This is a genomic window from Microbacterium sp., assembly GCF_041641055.1.
In the GTDB taxonomy this organism is placed as follows: domain Bacteria; phylum Actinomycetota; class Actinomycetes; order Actinomycetales; family Microbacteriaceae; genus Microbacterium.
This window is the reverse complement of the sequence record NZ_JBEPZB010000011.1, coordinates 13358-36997: the sequence shown is the minus strand read 5'-3', so window position 1 is coordinate 36997 and position 23640 is coordinate 13358. Positions and strand designations below refer to the sequence as shown.

Below are 23640 nucleotides of genomic sequence, written 5' to 3'. Positions count from 1 at the left end.
TCACGCGGGCGCCGGAGCGGGAGCCTCAGCGGATGCCGGGGCGGATCTGGCCGCGCGGCGGGCGATCAGCCAGATGCCGACGGCAGCCGCGAGGAAGATCCCCGCGAGCATCGCCCAGCCCCCGAACCCGAACGTGAGCGCCGTCGCGTTCACCACGATCGGCGACGCGAGCGCTCCGAGTGAGAAGCCCATCCCGAACACGCCCTGGTAGGCGCCCGCGCGCACCGGGTCGGCCAGCTCGAAGCTCAACCCCCAGGCTCCGGCCTGCGACAGGATCTCGGCGAACGTGTGGGCGAACATGCCCGCGACGAGGATCGCGATCGCCGCCCAGGTCGGCAGACCGGCCGCCAGAGCGTAGATCAGGCAGGCGGCCACCATGAGCCACCCGGCCACCATCGTCACGCGACCGGCGACACGGACGTCGTGCGTGCCGCGGGAGGCGCGCACCTGGAACAGCACGACCAGGGTGGTGTTGACGATCAGCAGCACGGCGAACGTGGCCTCCGGCGCGGTGGTGTGCTCGGTGATCCAGAGCGGCACGCCCAGCTCGGCCACACCGAACTGCATCCCGAACACCGCGGACAGCACGCTGAGGAGCAGGTACCGCGGATCCCGCCATGGCGACCGCCGATTCCAGTCCCTGCGCTCGGCGGATGCCTCTTCCGCCGCCACGAGATCGATGGATCCGGTCTCGGTGCGCAGCGAGCTCACCCGTCTGCGCGCCGGAGCGTCGACGGCCGAGGTGAGCCGCAGCAGGGGCAGCGACCCGAGTGCGCAGAGGAGTCCTGCGCCGGCGATGACGAAGCGATAGGCCTCTGCCGTGCCGAGCACCAGGGCGATCGCCGCGACCCCCGACCCTGCGGCGATCGCGACGTTCGTGACCGTGCGCAGCACCGCCCGCGCGTGCACGCGTCTGTCCGGCGCGAAGCCGCGCGCGATGATCGCCGAGCGCGAGGAGTGACCGAGCGAGTCTAAGAAGCCCGACAGGCTCGCGAGGATCAGCGCGGAGACGAAGTCGCCGACGAAGGCATACGCCGCGAGCAGGAGTCCGCCGGTCAGCTCGAATCCGAACGCGAGACGTCGGGCGCTCCATCGATCGGCGAGCCACCCGCCCAGGAACGAGGCCACCACGCCGCATCCGCTCGACACCGCGAGCACGACCGCCGCCTGCGCCGGGGAGAGGCCGATGATCAGGGTGAAGAACAGGACGGTGACGGCCAGGAAGACACCTCGGCCCACTCGCGACACGACCGTGGCGGTCACGAGCGCGCGCAACACCGGATCGCTCAGCCCGGCGGACAGTCGGGCGAAGAAGTGCGTGCGGGCGGGCCTGACTTCGGGCTCGGACGTCTCGGCACCGCCCCGGCTGGAGTCGGGATCGGGGTGGGACGAAGACACGCTTCATCCTTTCACGGGCGATGCGCGAGCCCCGCCGCTGCCGGTATGCCGGCGGTGCGCGTACGAGGAGGATTCGCCGGTACCGGTCGCCTCGGTTAGCGTGGGCAGGTGGCCTCCAGTTACCTCGCCCCGAAGGGCACCCCCGTCACGCTGCTCGAGTTCGAGCACGCGGGGTCGACGCTGATCGCGGAGACCTTCGGCGAGGGACCGCACACCTTCCTGTTGCTGCACGGCATCGGCATGGGACGCAGCGTCTACCTCGACGTGGTGCAGCGTCTGCGCGGACGCGTGATCGCCCTCGACCTCCCTGGCTTCGGAGAGGCGCCGGAGCCGACCCGCACGCTCACGATGGAGCGCCACGCCGACCTCGTCGCCGCCTACCTCCGCCATGTCGGCGAGGGACCGGTCGTGGTGATCGGACACTCGATGGGCAGCCAGATCGCGGCGGAGCTCGCGGCCCGGCATCCGTCCCTCGTCGAGGGCGTCGTGCTGGCAGGACCCACCGTGAACAAGGCGGCTCGGAACGTCGCCGCCCAGGCGAGCTACCTGCTCACCGACCTCGTCGGCGAGCGGCCGCTGGTGATCTGGCGCGGAGCACGCGAGTACCTCCGCGGGGGTCCGCACCTCATCCGCAAGATCAAGGCGACCATCGTCCACGAACCCGAGAAGGCCTTCGCGCGCATCGAGCAGCCCGTGCTGGTGCTTCGGGGCGAGAGCGATCCCCTCGCACCGATGACGTGGTGCCAGGAGATCATCGACGCGATCCCCGGTGCCGACCTGCAGGTCATCCCCGACCACGGTCACGGCACGCTGATCAGCGACTCTCAGCCCGCCGCGCGCCTGATCCAGGACTTCGCCGACAAGCTCTTACCCGCCTGTCTCGTCGCCGTGCCGTTCACAACTCAGCACGAGCGCTCGACATCGCGTCGATTTCGCCCGTCTGCGGCGGTCAGCGAGCATCTGTGCTGAGTCGTGAACGGCGCACGTCACTGAACCTCGGCCCGAGCACAGCGATGATCTGCTCGAGAGCCTGCCGCACGGAAGCCTGGTCGTTCAGAATGTCCTTCGCGAGAGGCCGAACGGTCACATAGCCGAGGCGGGCCGCGGCGAGGTCGCGCCCGCGATCCTGGACCTGCTTCTCCCACCCCTCGTGGAACTCCTTGCTGTCGCACTCGATGATCAGCCAGCCGTCCACCACGAAGTCGACGTATCCGACTCCGTCGAGATACACCTGCGTCTCGTATGCGACGCCCATCGTCCGCAGCATGAGTCGCATGAACGTCTCGGGACCCGAATCGGCAGACGGATCGACGAGCACGAGCAGAGGGCGGAATCGGAGAGGAAGCGCCGCGAACATCGTGGCCAGCTCATCGAGAATCAGTAGTCCGTGATGAACGACACTGTCCAACGTGGCAAGCGCCTCGCGCGGAGCCTGACAGAGCACCGAGTGCGCGACGGCGTCGATCAGCGGAGCTGCATGCAGGCTGTCACGCACGCTCGTCAGCACCTTCCAATGGAGCACGGCCTTCACGTCCTTCGTGACACGGAGACGAGACGAGCCCGGAGTCACGAGCACATGGAGCTCACGGCAGCGGAACACGAATACGCCCAGCAGCACGAGAAGCGACAAGCACGACACGCGACCGCCGATGCGGACCGCCCTGACGATGTCCCGGTGCGTCGAGGCCAGTGCGTACCGATCGCGACGCACGTGCACGAGGTCGCCCCGGACGACCGACTCGGCGATCAGACGCCCCGTCATCCCCGTCTCCACCAGCTCGGAGCGCGTGAAGACAGTGCGCGAATAGGTGTCGTGTGTGCGCTGCGCGACGGTGTCAACGTTCTTCCCCATCGCAGAAGTGTGCGGATGGCGGCGTGCCTCCACCGGCCCATTCCACGCAATCAGGGATGACTCGCCCGAAGCAGAGTTAAGTGCAGGAGGAGTGGCACCAGCCCTCGCCGTTCACGTCTCAGCATGGATCTCACGCCGAATGGTCATATGGCCCGTTCAGAGGGATCAGCACCCGCTCATGCTGAGTTGCGAACCGGGGCGGCCTCGCACCGGCGCCCGGCGCGTACCTCAGCCGGCGGCCGGCGGCGTCTGCTTCGATTCCGCGAGCTCGTCGACGACCAGGCTGCGCTCGTCGGTCGTCCCGTTGCGGTACGCCTGTCGACCGACGATGTGCGCGGACAGCGGGGCGGTGGCGAACTGCATCAGCACGATGGGCGCGACGAGCGCGAGCCCGACGAGGATGCCACCCACCGTCCGCTGCGACAGCGCGATCGCGAGGCAGATGAGGATGAGGCCGAGCACCTGGGGCTTCGTCGCGGCGTGCAGCCTCGACGGCACGTCCCGGAACCGCAGCAGGCCGACGGCAGCCGAGAGGCAGAGCACGGCTCCGAGGAGGATGAGCACGAGGATCGTGACGTCGATGACGGCGTCGGGGATGGCCAGACCGAACACGTTCATGGGGTCGTGTTGTCCCTTCTGGCGACGAAGCGGGCGACTGAGATCGACCCGAAGACGCCGACGGCCGCGATGATGAGCAGCACCGGGATGCTGCGCGTGTGACCGTTGATCGCCATCTCGGCACCGAGCACGCACATCACCTCGGTGAGCAGAACGTCGGATGCCACGGCGCGGTCGAGGATCGACGGTCCGCGCACGATGCGGATGATCGTCAGGATGGCGGCCACCCCGAAGACGACCATGATCGCCATCATCAGCACGTTCATCGGACACCGCCCCTCGTTGCGCCCACGGAACCCGATCGCTCCGCACGCTCGTCCGCCTTGAGGGCACGGTACTGCGCGGGCGCGCCGAGCGCACGCACCACTCTGCGCTCCCACCGCAGCACCCCGGCGCGCTGCTTCTCGACGTCGGCGATGCTCCGCACTCCGATCACGTGCAGGTAGAGCACCTGGCGGTCCCGATCGGCCTCGACGACGAGTGAGCCGGGCACGAGCGACGAGACGACGGAGACGTGGGTCATCATCAGGTCGTCGGCGTACTTCAGCGGAACCGCGATGATCGCGGCACCCGGCTGATGCCGGAAGTCGAACACCTGCATCGTGACCGCGAGCGCACCGCGCAGCACTGCGAACAGGAACTGCACGACCAGCAGCGCCGCGTACCAGATGTTGATCCGTCCGGAGAGCTCGACGGTCGGCAGACGGAACACGCGGGTGACGAACACCGCGACCACGAGTCCCGACACGAACGCGAGCACCGTGAACTGGCTCCAGAGCAGCATCCAGAGCACGACGAGCCAGGCGAGGAACGGCAGCTGCACCCGGATGTCGCGCCAGAAGTGACGTCCGGTCTCGGTGGGGGTCATCCGTCCACCTCGTCTTCCAGCTGCACGAGGCTCACGGGCTCCAGCAGCGTCTCGCCGATGCGGTCGCACAGCGCGTAGAGCGGGCCGGCGAAGACCGTCAGCGCCACGGTGACGCCGACCATCCCGGCGGTCGCGACCGTCATGATGCGCGGGATGCGGCGACGCTCCTGCTGCTCGTCGGCGGCCGGCGCGTTGCCGAGGTACGAGATGCGGCCCTCGGTCTCGGCCGAGTCCTCCTCCTCGCGCCAGAACGCGAGGTTCCAGGCGCGCATCAGCGCGTACAGCGTGAGGAGGGACGTGACGATGCCGCCCACGATCAGCACGATCATGAGGGGCGTCCCCACGGAGGCCGCGGCCTCGAACAGCGCGAACTTGCCGATGAATCCGGAGAACGGAGGCAGCCCACCGAGGTTGATCGCCGGGATGAAGTAGAGGACGGCGATCACCGGCGCGACTTTGAGCAGCCCCTTCACCCGCAGGATGGAGGTGCTCCCCGCCCGGCGCTCGATGAGGCCGACCGCCAGGAAGAGGGTCGTCTGCACGATGATGTGGTGGACGATGTAGTACACGGTCGCCCCGATGGCGGCCGGCGTCGCGATCGCCAGACCGAAGATCATGTACCCGACGTGGCTCACGAGCGTGAACGACAGGATCCTCTTCAGCTCGGCCTGCGCCACCGCGCCGAGCACTCCGACGATCATGGTCGCCAGCGCGATGATCAGCAGCACCGTGTCGATGCTGTTCTCGGCGAACAGCTGCGTCTCCGTGCGGATCAGCGCGTAGACGCCGACCTTCGTGAGCAGGCCGGCGAACACCGCGGTGACCGGCGCCGGGGCCGTCGGATAGGAGTCGGGCAGCCAGAACGACACAGGGAAGATCGCGGCCTTGATGCCGAAGGCGACCACGAGCATGAGGTGCAGCACGAGCTGCGTCTCCTGCGGCAGCTCCGTCATCCGCTCGGCGATCTGGGCCATGTTCACGGTTCCCAGCGCCCCGTAGATCATCGCGATCGAGGCGAGGAACAGGATCGACGAGACGAGGGAGACGACGATGTAGACGGCGCCGGTGCGGATGCGGGATTCGGTGCTGCCGAGGGTGATCAGCACGTACGACGCGACGAGCAGGATCTCGAATCCGACGTAGAGGTTGAAGAGGTCGCCCGCGATGAAGGCGTTGAAGATGCCGGCCGCGAGGATCAGGTACGACGGGTTGAAGATCGAGATCGGGGTCTCGTCGGTCCCGTCGGCTGCACCCTGGCCGATGGAGAAGAGGAGGACCGCCACCAGCACGATGCTCGAGATGAGCACCAGGAGCGCGGCGAGCCTGTCGACGTAGAGCACGATGCCGAACGGCACGGGCCAGCCGCCCACCGAGACGGCGAGCGGGGCACCCGCGTCGACGGCGACGAGAAGCACGGCGGCGATCACCGAGACGATGGCGAGAGTCGCGACGGTGACGAACGCCTGGAGCCGCGGATTGCGACCGAAGATCAGCGTCACGGCGGCGCCGAGCAGCGGCAGGGCGACCAGGAGCGGGACGAGGGCGCTCATCAGCGATCCTCCCCGTCGTCGGTGTGGTCGGGCGCGCTGTCGTCGGATGCCGTGTCGGCGGCCATGTCCGAGGCGGCGTCGGCCGCGTCGGTCTCGTGGGCCTGCGACGCGTGGGTGTCGGCGTCGGTGCGGAAGGCGGTGGATTCGGAGCCGTCGTCGTCGGGCGGGGCTGATTCGCCGTCGAGCACGGAGTCCGCTGCATCCGCGTCCTCAGCCGCCTCCCGCTCTGCGTTCGCGGAATCGACGGCGGCAGCCGCAGAACCGGGACGGGATGCCGTCGGCCGATCCATCGGGGCGTCGTCCTGGAGCGCGGGGTGGTCGCGCATGTGGAGCACGGTGATCGGCGCGGTCTGCACTCCGACGAAGTCGGTGGTGGCCTCGTCGTCCGCCGCGTCGGCCTCGTCGTCCATGAGGTCCTCGTCGGCGTCGGTGCGCTCGCGGAGCGCGATGTCGGCCTCGTCGTCCTCGACGGTGTCCGCCTGGCCGAGCTGCCAGGAGCGGTAGATGAGGGCGAGCAGGAACGCCGAGACGGCGAAGGTGATGACGATGGCGGTCAGGGTGAGCGCCTGCGGCAGCGGATCGCTGAGCTCGCCCTCGGTGCCGAAGAACGGCGCATTGCCCGGGACGCCCATGACGATGAGCAGCAGCAGGTTCGTGGCGTTGCCGAGAAGCAGGAACCCGATCAGCACCCGGGTGAGGCTGCGCTCGAGCATCGCGTACACACCGCACGCGAACAGCACGGCCATGATCACGATCAGGGTGAGGGAGACATCCATCAGATGGTCACCCCCCGCTCGCGGAACTCCTGCGCCTGGCGGTCGACCTCGGCGCCGAGACTGCGCAGCACGTCGAGCACCAGGCCGATGACGACGAGGTACACGCCCACGTCGAAGATCGTCGAGGTGACGAACTCCATGTGCCCGATGCCGGGGATCTCCCACTCCCAGAAGTTGCTGGTGAGCGGGGCGAGCCCGAAGAACAGGGGCACGACGGCGGTGCCGACCGCCAGGATGAGTCCGGCGCCGAGCAGGCGTCCGGCATCCGTGGGGGCGGCCGCGCCGAGCTCCCAGCGTCCACCGGCGACGTAGCGCATCACCAGCGCCATACCGGCGACCAGACCGCCCGCGAATCCGCCGCCCGGGAGGTTGTGACCCGAGAACAGCAGGAAGATCGACACGACGATGATCGTGTGGAACAGCACGCGCACGATCACCTCGAGCAGGATCGAGCGGTTCTCGGGCTTCATCCTCGGGCCGCCGACCAGCCAGGCGCGGGGGCTGCTCTCGTTCTCGTCGGTCTGGAAGCGGACGCCCTCGGTCGTCTCGACGAGGGGGCGGCTGAGCGTGCGGCGGCGGCGCGCCTTGGGCAGGGTCTTGGTGGCCGCGAGCATGTCGGCTCGATGGGTGACGAACACGAGCGAGGCGACGCCGGTGGCGGCGAGCACGAGCACCGAGAGCTCTCCCATGGTGTCCCAGCCACGCAGGTCGACGAGCGCGACGTTCACGACGTTCTTGCCGTGGCCGATGTCGTACGCGAGCTGGGGGAACATCTCCGAGATGGGGTCTGCCACGCGCGACTGCGTCGCCACGACCGCGACGAGCGCCATCGTGAGACCGACTCCGACCCCGAGGAGCGCTCGGGGGATGCGTCCGACCGAGGCGTTGTGCTCGCCCATCCGCGCGGGCAGCCGCCGCAGCACGAGGGCGAAGGTGACCATCGTGACGGTCTCGACGAGGATCTGGGTGAGCGCCAGGTCGGGGGCGCCGCTGGTCGCGAACAGCACGACCATGCCGAGACCGGTGATGGACACGAGCACGACGCCGGTGTACCGCTTCTGGGCGCGCACGGCCATGACGCCGGCCGCCGCCATCATCGGGGCCACGACGAGCTGCGCCGGGGTGTGCCACGCGGAGAGCTGGAACCGGTCGACGTCGCTGGCGACGAGCGCCGTGATCTCGGCGGCGACGAAGACCACGAAGATCGTGCCGACGTACACCGGCAGCGAACCGCGCTGGGTGAGGGTCGTGCTGAGCACCGACAGCCGGTCGACCCCGCGGACGACGAGGTAGTAGACATCTGCGGCGGTGAACCGGATGAGACGCGCTTTGCGGTCCCACCCGGTGCGCAGCGTCAGCAGGAAGACCGCAGCTCCGAGCAGGATGGAGAGGATCGAGATGCCGAGCGCGGGCTCGAGGCCGTGCCAGAGGGCGAGGTGACCCGGTCCTTCTGCGGCCACGCCCTCGGCATCGAGCCCGGGCGTCGCGGTGAGGGCATAGCCCTGCAGGGCGACGTCGAGCGCAGGGGCGCCGATACCGGCGGCGAGGGTGATCCCGGCCAGGATGATCGGCGCGGAGAGGAAGCCGACCGGCGGGTCGGGCCATGCGGTGTCCGGGAGGCGATCGCCCGCGGCGTCCCGCTTGGTCCAGAAGGCTCCCCACAGGAAGCGGATGCCATATGCCGCCGTGAGAATAGATCCGAGGCTGACGCCGATGATGGCCACGAGACCCCACGGCGATCCGTGCAGGGCGTCGTCGAGGAGCGCCGTCAGCGTCGACTCCTTGGCGACGAACCCGAGGGTCGGAGCGATCCCCGCCATCGAGGCGATCGAGATGAACGCCGCAGTCGCCATGACCGGCGCCTGACGCCCGACTCCGCTCAGCTCGTCGACGTCACGCGTCGAGAGCTGCCGGTCGATCACCCCCACGATGAGGAAGAGCGCCGATTTGAACAGCGCGTGCGCGATCACGAGCGCGAGACCGGCGAGAGCGGATGCCTGCGTCCCGTAGCCGATGACGACGGAGAAGAAGCCGAGCTGGCTCACGGTGCCGAATGCGAGGATCCGCTTGAGGTCGGTCTCGCGGAGCGCCTGGATCCCGCCGAGCAGCATCGTGACGATGCCGAGCGAGATGATGATGGGCCGCCACGGTCCGGTGAACGCGAAGATCGGGGCGAAGCGGGCGATCAGGTAGATGCCGGCCTTCACCATCGCCGCAGCGTGCAGGTAGGCGCTGACCGGGGTGGGGGCGGCCATGGCGCCGGGCAGCCAGAAGTGGAACGGGAAGATCGCCGACTTGCTGATCGCGCCGACGAGGAGCAGCACGACGGCCGCGTCGACGACAGGACCCGTCGGGGCCAGCTCCAGGATCGCGCGGATGCTGGACGTCCCGGCATCGACCACGAGCAGCACGACCCCGACGAACATGACGAGTCCGCCGAGCGTGGTGACCAGCAGCGCCTGCAGCGCCGCACGACGGCTGGCCGCGCGACGCCGGTAGTGGCCGATGAGGAGGTACGAGAGGATGCTCGTCACCTCCCAGAACATGACGAGCATGACCAGGTCGTCGGTCAGGACGAGGCCGTACATCGCGCCCGCGAACCCGAGCAGCACGGCGGCGAACTGGCCGATCCCCGCCGAGTCGTCGTGGAAGTACCAGCGGCAGTACAGCAGGACGAGGGCGCCGACGCCGGTGACGATGAGGGTGAGCACCCAGCCGAGCACGTCCATGTGCATCGACAGGTTCAGCCCGAGCTGCGGGATCCAGGCGAGGGACACGAACGGGGCAGGCCCGTCGAGCACCTGCGGTGTGAGCACGAGCGCGTGGATGAATGCCGCTGCGGGAATGAGTGCGGCGATGGCGAATGCCTGAGACCCCAGCCATCGCACCAGCACGGGCATGAGCAGCGACCCGAGGAGGAACACGGCGAGGAGCGTCAGCATATACGCGGCTCCTCAGGGCTCGTCGGCCGGGGGCGGCTCAGGCGGGCGGGCGGGTGTCGATATCGAGTTTACCTTGATTTTTCGCGCTTTCGGGCCGGTCTTCTCACCGTCTGATCACCCAAATGCCTGCGCTTCCCCGGGATTCAGGGCATTGTGCATGCTGAGAAACGGAAAATCAGATCATTCGGATGCGTTCTCGGCCCGCTGCGCGAGCGCGGGACCGAGCCGCCGATACGAGTTCTCGATGTGGGTCCGCATCGCCTCCGCAGCCGCCGCGGGGTCGCGACGGCGCAGTGCCTCGAGGATGCTCTCGTGCTCGCTGACCGTGTCGTGCTCGAAGTCGTGGCGGAAGTTCAGGCGATAGAGGTGCATGTGCGAGCGCAGCCGCACGATGGCCTCGGAGAGCAGCGGACTCTGCGCCTGCTCGGCGATCAGATGGTGGAAGTGCAGGTCCTCGTCGATGAACCGTCGATAGTTGCGGAAGCTCTCGTCGTCGTCCGGAGCGGATGCCGTGCGCATCTTCACGACCGACTCCGCCAGCTCGCTCTCGACGTCCTGATCGAGCTGCGTCGACGCCCGCCGCGCGGCTTCCGGCTCGAGCAGCTCGCGCATGTCGTACAGGTCACGCAGCCCGGCCTCGTCGAGCAGCGGTGCGGCGACGTATCCCTTCAGCGCGCGTTTCGCGACGAGGCCCTCAGCCTCCAGTCGCGTCAGCGCCTCGCGGACGGGCGTGGGCGAGACATCCAGATCGCGGGCCACGGCGTCGATGTTGACCCTGGCCCCCGGCTCGATCACCTGGTCCATGAGCAGCCCGAGCACCGCGTCGTACACGTCGTCGACGAGCGCACGCCGCACCGGGAGCGGCCTCGGTCCGCGTGCCTCGTCGTCGCCGAACATGAGTCTCATCGTACGGGGTGCCCTTCCGTGCCGATCAGCCCGCGCTCGCCCAGTTCCTCCCAGGCGGCGGCAGCGACGGGCCGGGCGATCAGCCGGCTGTTGCGTGCGACCTGCGCGGCACTCGCACCGCCCATCACGACGGCGGCGACGGCCGGATGCCGCAGCGGGTACTGCGCCGCCAGCTCCGGGAGTGTGCTGCCGTGCGCCCGCGCCACGCGAGCGATGGCCTGCGAGCGCTCGATCACGGAGTGGTCCGCGGGCCCGTAGTCGAACGTGGCGCCCTCAGCCGGGTCATCCATCGCGAGGATGCCGGAGTTGAACACCGCTGCCGCGAGCACGGAGACGCCGCGCTGCGCCGCGAGAGGAAGGAGGTCGTCCGCCGCCGACCGATCGAGGAGGGTCCAGCGCCCGGCGACCATCATCACGTCGGCATCCGTCTCCCGCACGAATCGCGCGAGCATCGCGCTCTGATTCATGCCGGCGCCGAACGAGCGGATGACGCCCTGGTCGCGCAGCTCGCTGAGGGCAGGGAAGGCACCCTCCAGCGCCTCCCGCTCGTGCTCGTCCGGGTCGTGGACGAGCACGATGTCGATGTGGTCGAGGCCGAGCCGCTCGAGCGACTGCTCGATCGACCGCAGCACGCCGTCCCGCGAGTAGTCCCGCACGCGACGGTGATCCGCCGGCACGTCGAAGAGGTTCTCGATGTCGGTGCGCCCGGCAGCCTCCTGCGGCACCAGCAGGCGACCGACCTTGGTCGAGACGACGTACTCGTCACGGGGGAACGCGCGCAGGCTCTCGCCGAGACGACGCTCGGCGAGGCCGAGTCCGTAGTGCGGCGCGACATCGAAGTACCGGACGCCGCCCGCCCACGCGGCCGGCACGATCTCCCGCCACTCGTCGTCGTCCAGCGCCCGATACAGATTGCCGAGGGCGGCGGCGCCGTACGCCGCGGGCGGAGCATGGAGCCCGCCGCGTCCGATCGCGACGGGCTCCGTTCCTACGGAGACAGGCGCGGTCATGGGACGATCAACCGCCCCAGCGCATCCTCATCCCACGCGATCCCGAGCCCGACTTCGGTCGGAGCCCACCCGCGGCCGTCCTCGATGCGCAGCTCACCGGTGGTGACCGCGCGCAGCTGCGGGATGTGCTCGAGGTACAGCGCGTTGGGGATCGCGCAGACGAGTGAGACATGCAGCTCCATGAGGAAGTGCGGTGCCACGGGGGCGTTGAACGACTCCGCCAGGTGCGCGATCTTGAGCCACGGTGTGATGCCGCCCACCCTCGCCACGTCTGCCTGCACGATGGATGCTCCACCGCGCTGCAGGTGCTCGCGGAAGTGCCCGAGCGAGTACATGCTCTCCCCGACCGCGATCGGAACCGAGGTCGAGCGGGCGAGCTGACGGTGGCCCTCGATGTCCTCCGCCGGCAGCGGCTCCTCGAACCAGAACACGTCGACCTGCTCGAACAGACGCGCCCTGCGCACCGCCTCGGCCACGGAGAAGGACTGGTTCGCATCGACCATGAGATCCATGCCGGGGCCGACGGCGTCGCGCACCGCACGCAGCCGCTCGAGGTCCTGGTGGCCGCGCGGCATCCCGACCTTGATCTTGACGCCTCCCATGCCGCGCTCCTGGGCGTCGACGGCATGTGCGACCAGCTCATCCGTGCTGAAGTGGAGCCAGCCGCCCTCGGTGTCGTACACCGGTACGGAAGGGGATGCTCCGCCGGCCGCGACCCACAGCGGGAGCCCCGCTCGCCGGGTCTTCGCATCCCAGACCGCGGTGTCGACCGCGGCGAGCGCGAGCGCGGTGATCGGCCCGACCGTGGTCGCGCGCGTGACGCCGAACAGCGCGAGCCACACCGCCTCCGGGCGCTCCGCCTCGAGGCCGATCAGCGTCGGCAGCAGCGTCTCCCGCAGGAGGCTGAGCACCGCACCGCCACCCGTGCCGATCGTGTAGCTGTAGCCGACGCCCTCGGTGCCGTCGGCGGTGCGCAGGCGCACGAAGATCGTCTCCTGCTTCACGAACGTCTGCAGCGCATCCGTCCGCTCGGTCTCCACCGGCAGATCGCACAGCCGGGCCTCGGCGTGCACGATCCGGCTGCCGACGGTCGCATCCGCGACCGCCTCCGACAGGCGGGACGTGGTGTGGTGTGTCGTGGTCATCAGCGTCCTCCGAGTCCGCCCAGGGTGACCCCCTTGATGAGCTGCCGCTGCAGCAGCAGCACCAGGATCAGCGAGGGGATGACGGCCAGTGTCGACGCGGCCATGAGCAGCGACCATTGCGTGCCGAACTGACCGGTGAACATGCCGAGCCCGAGCGGGACGGTGGCCATGTCCTGCGTGTTGATGATGATCAGCGGCCAGAGGTACGAGTTCCAGTAGCCGATGAACGAGAAGACGGCGAGCACGCTCAGTGGTGCGACCAGCTGCGGCAGCAGCACCGACCACAGGGTGCGCAGCCGCGAGGCCCCGTCGATCAGGGCCGCCTCCTCGTACTCCATCGGGATGGTGAGGAAGAACTGCCGCATCAGGAACGTGCCGAATGCCGTGAACGCGAACGGGATGATCAGGGCCGCGAAGCTGTCGTTCCACCCCCAGCTGTTGATCATGATGAACAGGGGCACGACGAGCACCTCCTGCGGCAGCACCAGGGTGAGCACGAAGAGCAGGAAGAGCTTGTCGCGGTACTTGAAGCGCAGGCGCGAGAACGCGTACGCCGAGAGCACGGCGACGATCACCGAGAGCGCGGCGCCGAGGATCGCGACGAACAGCCCGTTGAGGATGAAGCGCCCGAAGGGGACGACGGTCCACGCTTCGACGAAGTTCGCCCAGCGGATCTCCGATCCGAAGATCTGCGGTGTCGCCGTGAAGACCTCGTTCTCAGGCTTGAGAGCGGTGAGGAACATCCAGATGAAGGGGAACGCGAACAGCAGCGCGACGACCGCGATGGCGGCGGTGTTCAGCCACTCCTTCAGGGAGTCGCGGCGCTGTCGGGCACGGCGGGGCAGGCTGACGACGTCACTCATAGTTCACCCACCTTCGCTGGCCGACGAACTGCAGGGCCGTGATGAGCATCACGACGAGGAACAGGATCCACGCGAGCGCGGAGGCATAGCCGAGCCGATCGAAGACGAAGCCGTTGCGATACAGGTAGAGCACGAACGTGTTGGTGCTCTCGCCCGGCCCGCCCTGGGTGAGGAAGAGCGGCTGCACGAACACCTGGAACGCGCCGATCATCGTCATGGTCGAGCAGAAGAAGAGGGACGGCGACAGCAGCGGCAGGATGATGAACCGCAGCCGCTGCCAGGCGGACGTGCCGTCGATCCGTGAGGCCTCCAGCAGCTCCTTCGGGATGGCGCTGAGACCTGCCGACAGGACGATGACGTTGTAGCCGAACGACTGCCAGACCGACATCGCGATCACCGAGGGCAGCGCCCACGCCGAATCCGACAGCCAGTTCGGCCCGTCGATGCCCACCGTCGCGAGCATCGAGTTCACGAGCCCGTCCTGCGAGAGGAGCAGGCGCCAGACGAGGGCGTTGGCGACCATCGGCGTGATCACCGGCAGGAAGAAGATGACTCGCCACGCTCCTGCGGCCTTCATGCGGGTGTTCAGCCACAGCGAGATCGTCAGGGCGACGAAGAGGTTGAGCGCCGTGTAGACGATCGCGAAGATCAGCGTGTTGCCCAGCACCGTGTAGAAGGTCGGGTCACGGAACAGCTTCACGTAGTTCTCGAACCCGATGAAGTCCGGGCTGCCGAACAGCTTCCAGTCGAACAGGCTGATGAACGCCGACCCGAACAGCGGAGTGAGGATGAAGAGGACGAATCCGATCAGGCCCGGCGCGAGGAACGCCACCGCGACCCAGGTCTGACCCCGTCGCCTCGGAGGGCGGGGCGCCCGCGCGGCGGGAGTACCGAAGGGCACCCCCGCCGCGCCGGGCAGGGGAGAGGAGGCCGTGGCCTCTCTCCGCTCGCTCATGATCGCCATCCGCTCAGCCCGCGACCGAGTTCTGGATGGTCTCCATGATCTCCTCCGCGGTCAGCTCACCCCGGTAGCCCTGCACGCCGTACTGGGTCATCAGGGTCTCGACCTGGTTCCAGGTCGGGGTGGTGCGCTGGGGGGTCGCGTCGGCGAGCAGTGCCTCGACGACCTCGGCCGCACCCTCGGTCTTCCCCTCGGCCCAGGCCGGCAGCGCCTCGATGCGCGCGGGGACGATGCCGCGTGCTTCGGCCTGCTTCTCCTGCACGGACACCGAGGTCAGCGCCTCGATCGCGGCGAAGGCCTCCTCAGGACGATCGCAGTTCGCGGCGATGCCGAAGCCGGAGCCGGCGGTCATGGCCGCGGCCTCGCCGCTCGTCGAGGGGACGATGGTGACGCCGAGGGTGAAGTCGGCGGAGTCGGCGAAGCTGCCGTACATCCACGGACCCTCGATCAGCATCGGCACCTCGCCCGACGTGAACGCCTGCTGCGAGACCTCGGAGCCGTCGGCGGCCTCCGGGGCCTTCGCGACCTGCTCGACGGACACGAGGTCGAAGAAGCTCTGGATCTGGTCGACGAACTCGGGGTTCGTGAGGTCGAGCTCGCCGTCTTCGGTGACCGCGGGAACGCCGTCGGCGAGTGACCACGCATTCGGGATGAAGATCCCCGGCGCGAGCGCGAGGCCCTTCTTCTCCCCGTCGGTCAGCGCCTTGGCATCCGCGATGAACTGATCACGCGTGTACTCGGCGCCAGGGAGCTCGAGACCGGCGGCCTGGAACGCCTCGACGTTGTAGAAGAGCACGATCGGCTCGGCGTCGTAGGGGATCGCCCTGATCGTGCCGTCGACGGTCATGCCGCTGAGCATCGACGCGTCGATGTTGTCGATGTCGAAGCCGCTCTTCTCGATCAGGTCGTCGAGGGGCATCAGCAGGTCGCCGAGCTCCTGGGCGCGGGCGGCCTGCGTGGTCAGCAGGCACGGCGGATTCGAACCGCTGAGACGGGTCTTCACCTTCGTCCAGTAGTCCGAGAAGCTCGGGCCCTCGACGGAGATGTCGAGGTCGGGATCCTCGGCCTGCGCTCCCTCTATGAAGTCGGCCCACTGCGCCTGATCACCTTCGCTGGCGGCCCAGGTGTAGAGCACGAGAGGACCGCCGGCGTCGCCGCCGCCTCCGCCGGAACCGCTTGCACACCCCGCGAGGGTGAGGGCGGTGAGACCGGCGGCGCCGGTCAGGATGAGACGCTTCGCGCGTCGGGATGAGAGTGCATTCATTCTGTCTGCCTCCTTCATTGGATGCTGAGTCGATGCGATGGGTGAGGGGGTGGTGTTCGGGTGTTCGGGTGTTCGGGTCGTGCTCGGGTCACTCGGAGAAGTCGACGGCGATGACGTCGATGAGGGCACCGCTCGGAGTCGGTGCGACGATGCGCAGCTCGCCGAGGTCGTCGCCGGCGATCGACGCCTCGTGCACCTCGAAGCTCGCGTCGTGCTCGAGGTCGAGGCCGTCGGCGAGGCGGTGCACGCGGGTGATCCGGCGTACGGGGAGCCCGCGCACGATGATCTCCTCGACGGGCAGCGCGGTCAGATGCAGGTACAGACGTCCCTCGCGCGCGGTCGTCGGGCCGTGGAAGTCGACGCCCGCGGTGGGCTCGACGCCGATCACGGATTCGGAGTGCGCCCGCATCCATTCTGCGAACTCGTCCAGCCGGCCCTGCTCCACCTGCGGCAGCGTGCCGTCGGGGCCGGGGCCGACGTTGAGGAGCAGGTTGCCCCCGCGCGCCACCACATCGATGAGGGTGACGAGCAGAGACCGTGCCGACTTCTCGTTGTCGGGGTCCTTCCGCCAGGCCCAGTGATCGCCGATCGTGAGGCAGAGCTCCCACGGACCGGTCGGCGGGGTGAGCGGGAAGCCCTGCTCCGGCGTGCGGTAATCGCCCTGACCGGGGAGGCGGTCGTTGATGACCACATCGGGCTGCAGGTCCTTGATCAGCCGACGCAGGCCCGGCGCCGTCCACTCGACGGCGGAGCGCTCCCAATCGCCGTCGAACCAGAGCAGATCGATCACGCCGTAGTTCGTCAGCAGCTCCGTGAGCTGCGCGCGCACGTAGTCGAGGTAGCGCGACCATTCCTCGGGAGATGACCGGCGGTGCCGATCGGTGGCGTCCGGGGTGTCGGCGAACTCGGCGAGACCGGCCGCCGGCCAGTGCTCGAGCTTGTAGGGCCGGTCCTCGTCCCGGAAGGCCGGGTAGTCCGGATGATTCCAGTCCGGGAGGCTGTAATAGATGCCGACCTTGAGACCCTCGGCTCGCACGGCCTCGACGAACTCGCGGGTGATGTCCCGCCCGAAGGGGCCGTGCTGCACTCCGAAGTCCGACTGCTCGGTGAAGAACATGTTGTAGCCGGCGTGGTGACGGGCCGTGAAGACGACGTAGGTGGCGCCCGCCTCGCGTGCGCGGCGGGCGAGATCGGCGGCGTCCCAGTCGGTGGGGTCGAACGTCGACGCCGTCGCCTGGTACTCGGCGACCGTCACGGCATCCTCCACCTCATCGGTTCCCGGAATGATCGAGCGGCCGACCAGGGGCCAGGAGATCTCGATGCCCTGTTGGGACGCCTGGTCCCAGTGCACGAAGAGCCCGAAGCCCGCACCGCTGAACCACTCCCCGCCGGGAATGCGCTCTGTCGGTCGCCGGAATCCCACGTCTGTCATCGAACCTCTCCTTCGAGTTAGCGATTTCCTATAGGATACGTGATAGACGAAAGAGTTCACAAGGGTGTGAGAGAGGTTGCTGCAGATGGCGATGTTCGAGACCGATCCGGTGCGGCCAGAGGCCTACCGCGAGTTCGAGAGGCCCCTGCCCGAGTGGTTCCGTGGCGCGGCGCTGGGCATCTTCGTGCACTGGGGACCGTATTCGGTGCCCGCATGGGCGGAGCCGACGGGCGAGCTGGGAGCTGTGCCGCGCGACGAGTGGTACGCGCACAATCCCTATGCCGAGTGGTACGCCAACACGATGAGGATCGAGGGCTCGCCGGCGCGCGCGCACCACGAGGAGGTGCACGGCGGCGCTCCGTACGACGATTTCCTCGACGCCTGGAAGGCCGAGGAGTTCGACGCCGACGAAGTGCTCGCCGTCGTCGCGGCGACGGGCGCCGGCTACTTCATCCCGACCACGAAGCACCACGACGGGGTCACGCTCTGGGATGCTCCGGCCACCGACGGCCGCAACACCGTCGCCCGGGGGCCGCGGCGCGATCTCATCGGCGAGTTCGCCGACGCCACCCGTGCCGCGGGCCTGCGCTTCGGCGTCTACTACTCCGGCGGACTCGACTGGCACTTCTCCGACCTGCCGCCGATCGACCACGACGGCGCACCCGCACCGGACGACCTCGCCTACGCCGAGTACGCCCACGACCACGTGATCGACCTGATCGATCGCTACCGCCCCGACATCCTCTGGGGCGACATCCGCTGGCCCGCTGCCGGGATCGAGCCGGGCCCGAAGAGCCTCGTCCACCTGTTCGAGACCTTCTACGCACGGGTCCCCGACGGTGTGGTGAACGACCGCTGGGGCGAGTCGCACTGGGACTTCCGCACCAGCGAGTACGTGCACGGCACCGCCGTCGAGGTGGGCGAGGCGTGGGAGAACACGCGCGGCATCGGCCTGTCGTTCGGCCACAACCGCAACGAGACGAGCGAGCACCTGCTCTCGGCCCCCGACGCCGTGCGTCTGCTCGTCGACGTGGTGTCGCGCGGCGGCAACCTGCTGCTGAACATCGGCCTCGAGGCATCCGGGCGCATCCCCGACCTGCAGCGGAAGACGCTCGAGGGCATCGGCGAGTGGACGGCCCGGCACGGCCATGCCGTCTTCGGCGTCGCACCCGAGCCGAGGCTGCAGCCCTCCGATGATCCGTGGCTGCGCTGGACGCGCACGGGCGACACGGTGCACGCCGTCATCGACCAGGAGGGGCGGGTCGCCCTGCCCGATCCCGACGGCGTGCTCGACGAGAGCACCGCGCGAGTCGGACAGCAGCCGATTGCTGCCGAGCGCGCGGATGGTGCGATCCTGGTCGATGTGGCCGCCGGCGCGACGCCGGTCGCCGTCTCGTTCCGCGCTCGTGACTGACGAAAGGCATCCCATGCGCATCGCCCTGCACTCCGAGATCCGCGACGGCGCGGTCGACGACTACCGCACGAATCACGCGCGGATCCCGGATGCCCTCGCCGAGACCTTCGCTCGCATCGGCATCCACGACTGGACGATCTGGCGCTCCGGCCAGCGGCTGTTCCACCTGGTCGACTGCGACGACTGGGATGCCGCGGTCGCCGCGCTGAAGGACGACCCGGCCGACCACGCCTGGCAGGCCGACATCGGCCGGTTCGTCGAGGTCTTCCGCGACGCCGACGGCGCCGAGGGGACCGCGCCTCTCGAGCAGATCTGGGACCTCCGCACGCAGATCTCCTGACCTGTCGACTCGCGTCCGTGGTCGTGCCCCGCGGGCGGATGCGGTCGTCCACGCGGTCGAAGGCGCGCGAGGAGTGGCAGAGTAGCTCCGTGACGCGGAGGTGGATGCGGGAGCTGGCCGGCTGGTTCAGCGCTGCCGCCATCGCGCTCGTCACCGCCGCGCAGGTCGCGTCGTCCGCCCGCGCCGACCTCGTGTTCCGCGACGGGGACTCGCTCATCGTCGCACTGTTCTCGCGCTCGCTGCTCTCGGGCGATGCGCTCGACTGGGCGATGTCGAGCGTGCTGTTCCTGCCGGAGACCGCAGGGTACACAGCCCTGGACCTCGCTCTGCCTCTCGGCGTGAACGCGATACTCGCGGTGAGCGCGGTGCTGAACCTGCTCGCCCTGTACGGCGCCATCCGAGTGGCGGCGGGGCGAGCCGGCGAGGGCCGGGCGCCGGTGGCCTGGTCGGTCATCGCACTCGGGGTCTTCGGCATCCTGGCGATGACCGACGTATCCGCGTCCCGCGATGCGCTGGACCTGGCGTCGCTGCAGCTGACCACCACGTACTACTCGTCGACCGTTATCGCAGTCGTCCTCTCGATCGGCATCGCCCGGCGGATGCTGGATCGCGGGGAGCGCGGGGAGCGCGGGGAGCGCGGGGAGCGCGACGACCGCGGGGAGCGCGGGGAGCGCGGTGGCCGCCGCACAATCGTTCTCCCGATCGCGCTCGGTCTCGTCTCGACCGTCGCGACGCTGTCGAATCCGCTGTTCGCGGTGTGGGCCACGATCCCCCTCATCGCGGTGCTCGCGATCCTCGCCGTCCGCGCGACGCGGCGCGCACCGATTTTCGCACTGCTGGTCTCTCTCCTCGGCGGCACCGCTCTCGGCATAGTGCTGCGCATCCCGTTCGCGGCATGGATCGCCAACACCGGAGTGGGGTACGCGCAGCCGAGCCTCTGGGCAGAGTCGCTCCAGTACTACGGACGCCTTCTCACCGAACGCCTGCTGCATCCGCTCGGCGCGCTCGGGGTGGTCATGACGGTCGCGCTGCTGGTCCTCGCGATCGTGGGATCCCGTCGCGCCGAGGACGCCGGCTCGCGCCTGGTCGCGGTCGTCGCCTGGTCTGCTCCGCTGATCGTCGTCGTCGGGGCCATCGCACTCGGCACGCACGCCGCGCGGTACCTGCAGCCCGTGGCGTTCGTGCCCCTGCTCGCCCTCGTGGCCTCACCGCGCGTCGTGCACTTCAGTGCCCGCGTGCGATCGAGGGTGATGGCCGGAGTCGCCGTGCTGCTGCTCCTCGGCGGTGCGCTCAGCATCCCGCGACTCTCGGATGCCGCCTCGAAGCCGGACGTCGATCTCGCCTGCGTGACCGACTGGGTCGATGCGTCAGGGCGCACGGGCGCCGGTCAGTTCTGGACGGTGCGCCTACCGAAACTGCATCTCGCCGACCCGTCGCACCTCGTGCAGGTCGATCATCAGCTCAACGGCTACGCCTGGCTGGTGAATCGCACCGACTTCGCCGTGGGCGAGGTGTCGTTCCTCGTCGAGGATGCGCAGACCGTGCAGTGGGATCTGCCGGTGGCGGTGGTTCCCGACGAGGTGGTCGACTGCGGCCGGTACTCGATCCTGGACTTCGGCGTGCAGACCCTTCCCCTGGGTCCGCAGCGCTCCTGACGCCGCGCGCCTCGGAGCCCCCCCCCCGTCGGAACACTCCCAGCGAAGGAGAACTCACGCAACGAAGGACCGATCGCGCCCCAGGCTCCTGCGCACCGTGAGATCTCCTGCCTTGCCACGGCACTTCCGGCACCCCTCCAACGAAGGAGAACTCACGCAGCGAAGGAGAACTCACGCAACGAAGGACCCATCGCGCCCCAGGCTCCTGCGCACCGTGAGATCTCCTTCGCAGGCTGCGTGCGGCAGCTCCGCCCGGAGCCGCTCCGGCTGAAATCAGCGCCGCGGCGCGGCCGTCGTCGTGCCCGCTCGGAACCGACAGGTCAGGTGCAGGGTGAGTCCCGGCTCCCCGCGGAGCATCCGCGCGACCTGCTCGCCGGCCGCCCGCCCCTTCTCGACCGCAGGCTGCACACTCGTCGTCAGCACGAGATCGCCGAGCCCGTCGGCGGCGATGCCGTCGAAGCCGGCGACGGACAGATCCTCGGGAACCCGCAGCCCGAGCTCCTCGGCGGCACGGATGACACCGACCGCGATCAGGTCGCTCTGTGCGAGGATCGCCGTCGGCCTCGTGGCGGGATCGGCCAGCAGTCGGCGCCCCGCGAGCAGCCCCTCGTCGATCAGGCTCCCGCCTGCGGAGATCGCCGGCGCATCGGGGAAGACCTCCCGCATGCCGGCGAGACGGTCGATCGTCACATCGACCGTGGCGGCATCGATGCGCTGCTGCGTGACCGGCCCGCGTTCACGGTCCGTGTCGAGCGGCAGCGTGACCAGTGCGACGTCGCGGTGCCCGAGATCGTGGAGGTGCCGTGCCACATCCGCGGCCGCGGTGGCGTTGTCGAGCGTGATCCGCGGGATGCCCTCACCTGCGTCGCCCTCGATCACGACGACCGGCAGACCCCGACTCCGCACGATGTCGAGCGACGCCTTGGTGCGCCCCGAGCATCCGATCAGCACGACCGCGTCGACGGGGGCGTTGGTCAGGGAGGATCCCTCGTCGCCCGGCTCATCGCGCAGCAGCAGGATGCCGGCGCTGAGATCGGCCATGCCGTCGGTGAGCCCGTCCATCATGGCCGTCGTCACCGGATCGAGGAACGCCGCACGCAGGTGCCCTTCGAGAACGACCGCGACGATGCCGCTGCGCCCACGACGCAGCGATGCGGCGCGCGGATCGGGTCCCGCGTAGCCGAGTTCGGCGGCGGCTGCGAGCACCCGCTCGCGGGTCGCGGGCGCCACGTTCGCCTTGCCGCTGAAGACGACGGATGCCGTGGAGGTCGCCACCCCCGCCTCACGGGCGACATCGGCGATCGTCGCTCGGCGCGGGAGGTCGTGGCTCGTCATACTCCGAGGATAGCTCCCCTGGTTTCGAACTATCGAATCGATTCGATATGCTGTGCGACATGGACACCGCCCTCTCCCGTGCGCAGTATGTGCGCTGGCGCACCGCGATCTTCGCGATCTTCCTCGCCAGCGGTCTGTCGATCGCGACCTGGGCGTCACGCGTGCCCGACATCAAGCTCGCTCTCGAGGTCGACAAGGCGCAGGTCGGCATGCTGCTGCTGGGTGCGGGCATCGCCTCGATCGTCGGCATCTCGACGAGTCCGGCGATCATGGCGCGTACCGGCGCACGCCTCGGCATGATGGTGTCGATCTTCACGTTCGCATCGGGCGTCGCCCTGATCGGGATCGGCGCCAACGTGCTCGGCTCCTACGCTGTCGTGCTGATCGGTCTGGTGCTCTTCGGCCTGGGCAACGGATGCGTCGACGTGATGATGAACGTCGAGGCCACGGCGATCGAGCAGCACTCCGGCAAGACGATCCTGCCGCTCTTCCACGCCTTCTTCAGCTTCGGCACGGTGATCGGGGCTGGACTCGGCGCCCTCGCCGCACAGTTCCACATCAACGTCTTCGCACACACACTCGCCGTCGCCGTCGCGATCGCCGCGATCGGCGTCGTCAGCATCGCCAACGTCCCCCGCCGCGAGGAGGCGCTCGATCCTCAGGCGGGCGATGCCGAGAAGCCGCACTGGCGCGAGCGGATGCACGTCGCGCTGTCGGCCTGGCGCGAGCCGCGCACCTACGCGATCGGCGTCGTGATGCTGGGCATGTCCTTCGCCGAGGGCGGGGCGAACGACTGGCTCGCACTCGGCGTCGCGGAGGATCACGGCGGCGGCACGGCCCTCGGCGCCGCCGCGCTGGCCACTTTCTCGGTCGCCATGACGGTCGTCCGCGTGTTCGGCGGCCCCCTCGTCGACCGTTTCGGCCGCGTCGCGGTGCTGCGCATCCTCGCGGTGGCCGCTGCCTCCGGCATCCTGCTGTTCATCCTCGCGCCGACCCTTCCCCTGGTGTTCGTCGGTGCCGCACTGTGGGGCGTCGGCGCTTCGCTCGGGTTCCCGCTCGGCATGTCGGCTGCGGCAGACGACCCCGCCAAGGCGGCTGCCCGCGTCAGCGCCGCGGCGACGATCGGGTACATCTCCTTCCTGGGCGGCCCGCCCGTGCTGGGCTTCATCAGCGAGCACATCGGCCTGCTCAACACCCTCTACATCCTCGTCGTGCTGGTCGCCCTCTCAGGCCTCTTCTCGGGTGCTGCTCGACCCCTGCGCCAGGACGAGATGTCGTCGGCGCCTGCCGCAGAGAAGGCGTCTTCCTAGG

The 23640-nt window shown here is 69.1% G+C and carries 20 protein-coding genes and 1 pseudogene; 5 read left to right on the top strand and 16 right to left on the bottom strand.

What is annotated here, in order from left to right; all coding sequences use genetic code 11:
* Positions 1-1398 (bottom strand): MFS transporter, encoded by a 1398-nt coding sequence (locus tag ACESK8_RS09020; protein WP_372968281.1) that lies wholly within the window; start codon positions 1396-1398, stop codon positions 1-3.
* Positions 1399-1506: 108 nt separating this feature from the next.
* Between ACESK8_RS09020 and ACESK8_RS09015 the strand changes: the two genes are divergently transcribed.
* A complete protein-coding gene (locus tag ACESK8_RS09015; protein ID WP_372968280.1) occupies positions 1507-2367 on the top strand; it encodes an alpha/beta fold hydrolase in 861 nt (286 codons plus the stop codon).
* Here the strand turns inward: ACESK8_RS09015 and ACESK8_RS09010 are convergent.
* The 14 genes and pseudogenes from ACESK8_RS09010 to ACESK8_RS08945 all read right to left on the bottom strand — a co-directional run bounded on the left by ACESK8_RS09010 (position 2348) and on the right by ACESK8_RS08945 (position 17585).
* Positions 2348-3250 (bottom strand): hypothetical protein, encoded by a 903-nt coding sequence (locus tag ACESK8_RS09010; RefSeq protein ID WP_372968279.1) that lies wholly within the window; start codon positions 3248-3250, stop codon positions 2348-2350. The two genes, ACESK8_RS09015 and ACESK8_RS09010, sit on opposite strands and share 20 nt — an antisense overlap.
* Before the next feature lie 228 nt (positions 3251-3478).
* Positions 3479-3868, bottom strand: a complete 390-nt coding sequence (gene mnhG / locus ACESK8_RS09005; RefSeq protein WP_372968278.1) for a monovalent cation/H(+) antiporter subunit G — start codon at positions 3866-3868, stop codon at positions 3479-3481.
* Positions 3865-4134, bottom strand: coding sequence for a monovalent cation/H+ antiporter complex subunit F (locus tag ACESK8_RS09000; RefSeq protein ID WP_060927892.1), 270 nt, complete (start codon positions 4132-4134; stop codon positions 3865-3867). Before ACESK8_RS09000 ends, mnhG begins: the two co-directional genes overlap by 4 nt.
* On the bottom strand, positions 4131-4736 hold the full coding sequence (locus ACESK8_RS08995) for a Na+/H+ antiporter subunit E (protein WP_372968277.1): 606 nt from the start codon (positions 4734-4736) through the stop codon (positions 4131-4133). The genes ACESK8_RS09000 and ACESK8_RS08995 overlap by 4 nt, the downstream gene beginning before the upstream one ends.
* Entirely contained in the window at positions 4733-6286 is a 1554-nt protein-coding gene (locus ACESK8_RS08990) for a Na+/H+ antiporter subunit D (RefSeq protein WP_372968276.1), read from the bottom strand. Before ACESK8_RS08990 ends, ACESK8_RS08995 begins: the two co-directional genes overlap by 4 nt.
* Before the next feature lie 274 nt (positions 6287-6560).
* Positions 6561-7062 (bottom strand): annotated as a pseudogene (locus ACESK8_RS08985) (Na(+)/H(+) antiporter subunit C); the annotation flags it as partial.
* Positions 7062-10004, bottom strand: coding sequence for a Na+/H+ antiporter subunit A (locus ACESK8_RS08980; RefSeq protein ID WP_372968275.1), 2943 nt, complete (start codon positions 10002-10004; stop codon positions 7062-7064). The gene ACESK8_RS08980 and the pseudogene ACESK8_RS08985, both read right to left, overlap by 1 nt.
* A gap of 180 nt (positions 10005-10184) precedes the next feature.
* On the bottom strand, positions 10185-10901 hold the full coding sequence (locus ACESK8_RS08975; protein ID WP_372968274.1) for a GntR family transcriptional regulator: 717 nt from the start codon (positions 10899-10901) through the stop codon (positions 10185-10187).
* A 5-nt stretch (positions 10902-10906) separates the two neighbouring features.
* Positions 10907-11920, bottom strand: a complete 1014-nt coding sequence (locus ACESK8_RS08970) for an aldo/keto reductase (RefSeq protein ID WP_372968273.1) — start codon at positions 11918-11920, stop codon at positions 10907-10909.
* The gene (locus ACESK8_RS08965; RefSeq protein ID WP_372968272.1) at positions 11917-13065 is read right to left on the bottom strand and encodes a mandelate racemase/muconate lactonizing enzyme family protein; all 1149 of its coding nucleotides are present in this window, start codon (positions 13063-13065) and stop codon (positions 11917-11919) included. The genes ACESK8_RS08970 and ACESK8_RS08965 overlap by 4 nt, the downstream gene beginning before the upstream one ends.
* Positions 13065-13928, bottom strand: a complete 864-nt coding sequence (locus ACESK8_RS08960) for a carbohydrate ABC transporter permease (RefSeq protein WP_372968271.1) — start codon at positions 13926-13928, stop codon at positions 13065-13067. Before ACESK8_RS08960 ends, ACESK8_RS08965 begins: the two co-directional genes overlap by 1 nt.
* Entirely contained in the window at positions 13921-14883 is a 963-nt protein-coding gene (locus ACESK8_RS08955) for a carbohydrate ABC transporter permease (protein WP_372968270.1), read from the bottom strand. The genes ACESK8_RS08960 and ACESK8_RS08955 overlap by 8 nt, the downstream gene beginning before the upstream one ends.
* Positions 14884-14896: 13 nt before the next feature.
* On the bottom strand, positions 14897-16153 hold the full coding sequence (locus ACESK8_RS08950) for a sugar ABC transporter substrate-binding protein (protein WP_372968269.1): 1257 nt from the start codon (positions 16151-16153) through the stop codon (positions 14897-14899).
* An 88-nt stretch (positions 16154-16241) separates the two neighbouring features.
* Positions 16242-17585 carry an alpha-L-fucosidase gene (locus ACESK8_RS08945; RefSeq protein ID WP_372968268.1) on the bottom strand — a complete coding sequence of 448 codons (1344 nt, stop codon included), beginning with the start codon at positions 17583-17585 and terminating at the stop codon, positions 16242-16244.
* Positions 17586-17670: 85 nt separating this feature from the next.
* Here ACESK8_RS08945 and ACESK8_RS08940 point away from each other — a divergent pair, with 85 nt between their 5' ends.
* The 3 genes from ACESK8_RS08940 (at position 17671) to ACESK8_RS08930 (ending at position 20994) form a co-directional block, all read left to right on the top strand.
* Positions 17671-18999, top strand: a complete 1329-nt coding sequence (locus tag ACESK8_RS08940) for an alpha-L-fucosidase (protein WP_372968267.1) — start codon at positions 17671-17673, stop codon at positions 18997-18999.
* Between the two features lie 13 nt (positions 19000-19012).
* On the top strand, positions 19013-19339 hold the full coding sequence (locus tag ACESK8_RS08935) for an L-rhamnose mutarotase (RefSeq protein ID WP_372968266.1): 327 nt from the start codon (positions 19013-19015) through the stop codon (positions 19337-19339).
* Positions 19340-19428: 89 nt separating this feature from the next.
* Positions 19429-20994: a hypothetical protein gene (locus ACESK8_RS08930; RefSeq protein WP_372968265.1), complete on the top strand. Its 1566-nt coding sequence runs from the start codon at positions 19429-19431 to the stop codon at positions 20992-20994.
* A 273-nt stretch (positions 20995-21267) separates the two neighbouring features.
* Here the strand turns inward: ACESK8_RS08930 and ACESK8_RS08925 are convergent, their stop codons facing one another.
* A complete protein-coding gene (locus tag ACESK8_RS08925) occupies positions 21268-22329 on the bottom strand; it encodes a LacI family DNA-binding transcriptional regulator (protein ID WP_372968264.1) in 1062 nt (353 codons plus the stop codon).
* Between the two features lie 59 nt (positions 22330-22388).
* On the opposite strand from ACESK8_RS08925, the gene ACESK8_RS08920 reads away from it, so the two are divergent.
* Positions 22389-23639, top strand: coding sequence for an MFS transporter (locus ACESK8_RS08920; RefSeq protein ID WP_372968263.1), 1251 nt, complete (start codon positions 22389-22391; stop codon positions 23637-23639).
* The last annotated feature ends 1 nt before the right edge of the window (position 23640 follow it).

What these genes read in the sequence shown, in the direction of transcription:
- ACESK8_RS09000 (WP_060927892.1), bottom strand. Translation starts at nt 4,134, where the DNA reads ATGAACGTGCTGATGATGGCGATCATGGTCGTCTTCGGGGTGGCCGCC.
- ACESK8_RS08935 (WP_372968266.1), top strand. Translation starts at nt 19,013, where the DNA reads ATGCGCATCGCCCTGCACTCCGAGATCCGCGACGGCGCGGTCGACGAC.
- ACESK8_RS08925 (WP_372968264.1), bottom strand. Translation starts at nt 22,329, where the DNA reads ATGACGAGCCACGACCTCCCGCGCCGAGCGACGATCGCCGATGTCGCC.
- ACESK8_RS08955 (WP_372968270.1), bottom strand. Translation starts at nt 14,883, where the DNA reads ATGAGCGAGCGGAGAGAGGCCACGGCCTCCTCTCCCCTGCCCGGCGCG.
- mnhG (WP_372968278.1), bottom strand. Translation starts at nt 3,868, where the DNA reads ATGAACGTGTTCGGTCTGGCCATCCCCGACGCCGTCATCGACGTCACG.
- ACESK8_RS08950 (WP_372968269.1), bottom strand. Translation starts at nt 16,153, where the DNA reads ATGAATGCACTCTCATCCCGACGCGCGAAGCGTCTCATCCTGACCGGC.
- ACESK8_RS08990 (WP_372968276.1), bottom strand. Translation starts at nt 6,286, where the DNA reads ATGAGCGCCCTCGTCCCGCTCCTGGTCGCCCTGCCGCTGCTCGGCGCC.
- ACESK8_RS08975 (WP_372968274.1), bottom strand. Translation starts at nt 10,901, where the DNA reads ATGTTCGGCGACGACGAGGCACGCGGACCGAGGCCGCTCCCGGTGCGG.
- ACESK8_RS08940 (WP_372968267.1), top strand. Translation starts at nt 17,671, where the DNA reads ATGGCGATGTTCGAGACCGATCCGGTGCGGCCAGAGGCCTACCGCGAG.
- ACESK8_RS08995 (WP_372968277.1), bottom strand. Translation starts at nt 4,736, where the DNA reads ATGACCCCCACCGAGACCGGACGTCACTTCTGGCGCGACATCCGGGTG.
- ACESK8_RS08965 (WP_372968272.1), bottom strand. Translation starts at nt 13,065, where the DNA reads ATGACCACGACACACCACACCACGTCCCGCCTGTCGGAGGCGGTCGCG.
- ACESK8_RS08970 (WP_372968273.1), bottom strand. Translation starts at nt 11,920, where the DNA reads ATGACCGCGCCTGTCTCCGTAGGAACGGAGCCCGTCGCGATCGGACGC.
- ACESK8_RS08960 (WP_372968271.1), bottom strand. Translation starts at nt 13,928, where the DNA reads ATGAGTGACGTCGTCAGCCTGCCCCGCCGTGCCCGACAGCGCCGCGAC.
- ACESK8_RS08980 (WP_372968275.1), bottom strand. Translation starts at nt 10,004, where the DNA reads ATGCTGACGCTCCTCGCCGTGTTCCTCCTCGGGTCGCTGCTCATGCCC.
- ACESK8_RS08920 (WP_372968263.1), top strand. Translation starts at nt 22,389, where the DNA reads ATGGACACCGCCCTCTCCCGTGCGCAGTATGTGCGCTGGCGCACCGCG.
- ACESK8_RS08945 (WP_372968268.1), bottom strand. Translation starts at nt 17,585, where the DNA reads ATGACAGACGTGGGATTCCGGCGACCGACAGAGCGCATTCCCGGCGGG.
- ACESK8_RS09010 (WP_372968279.1), bottom strand. Translation starts at nt 3,250, where the DNA reads ATGGGGAAGAACGTTGACACCGTCGCGCAGCGCACACACGACACCTAT.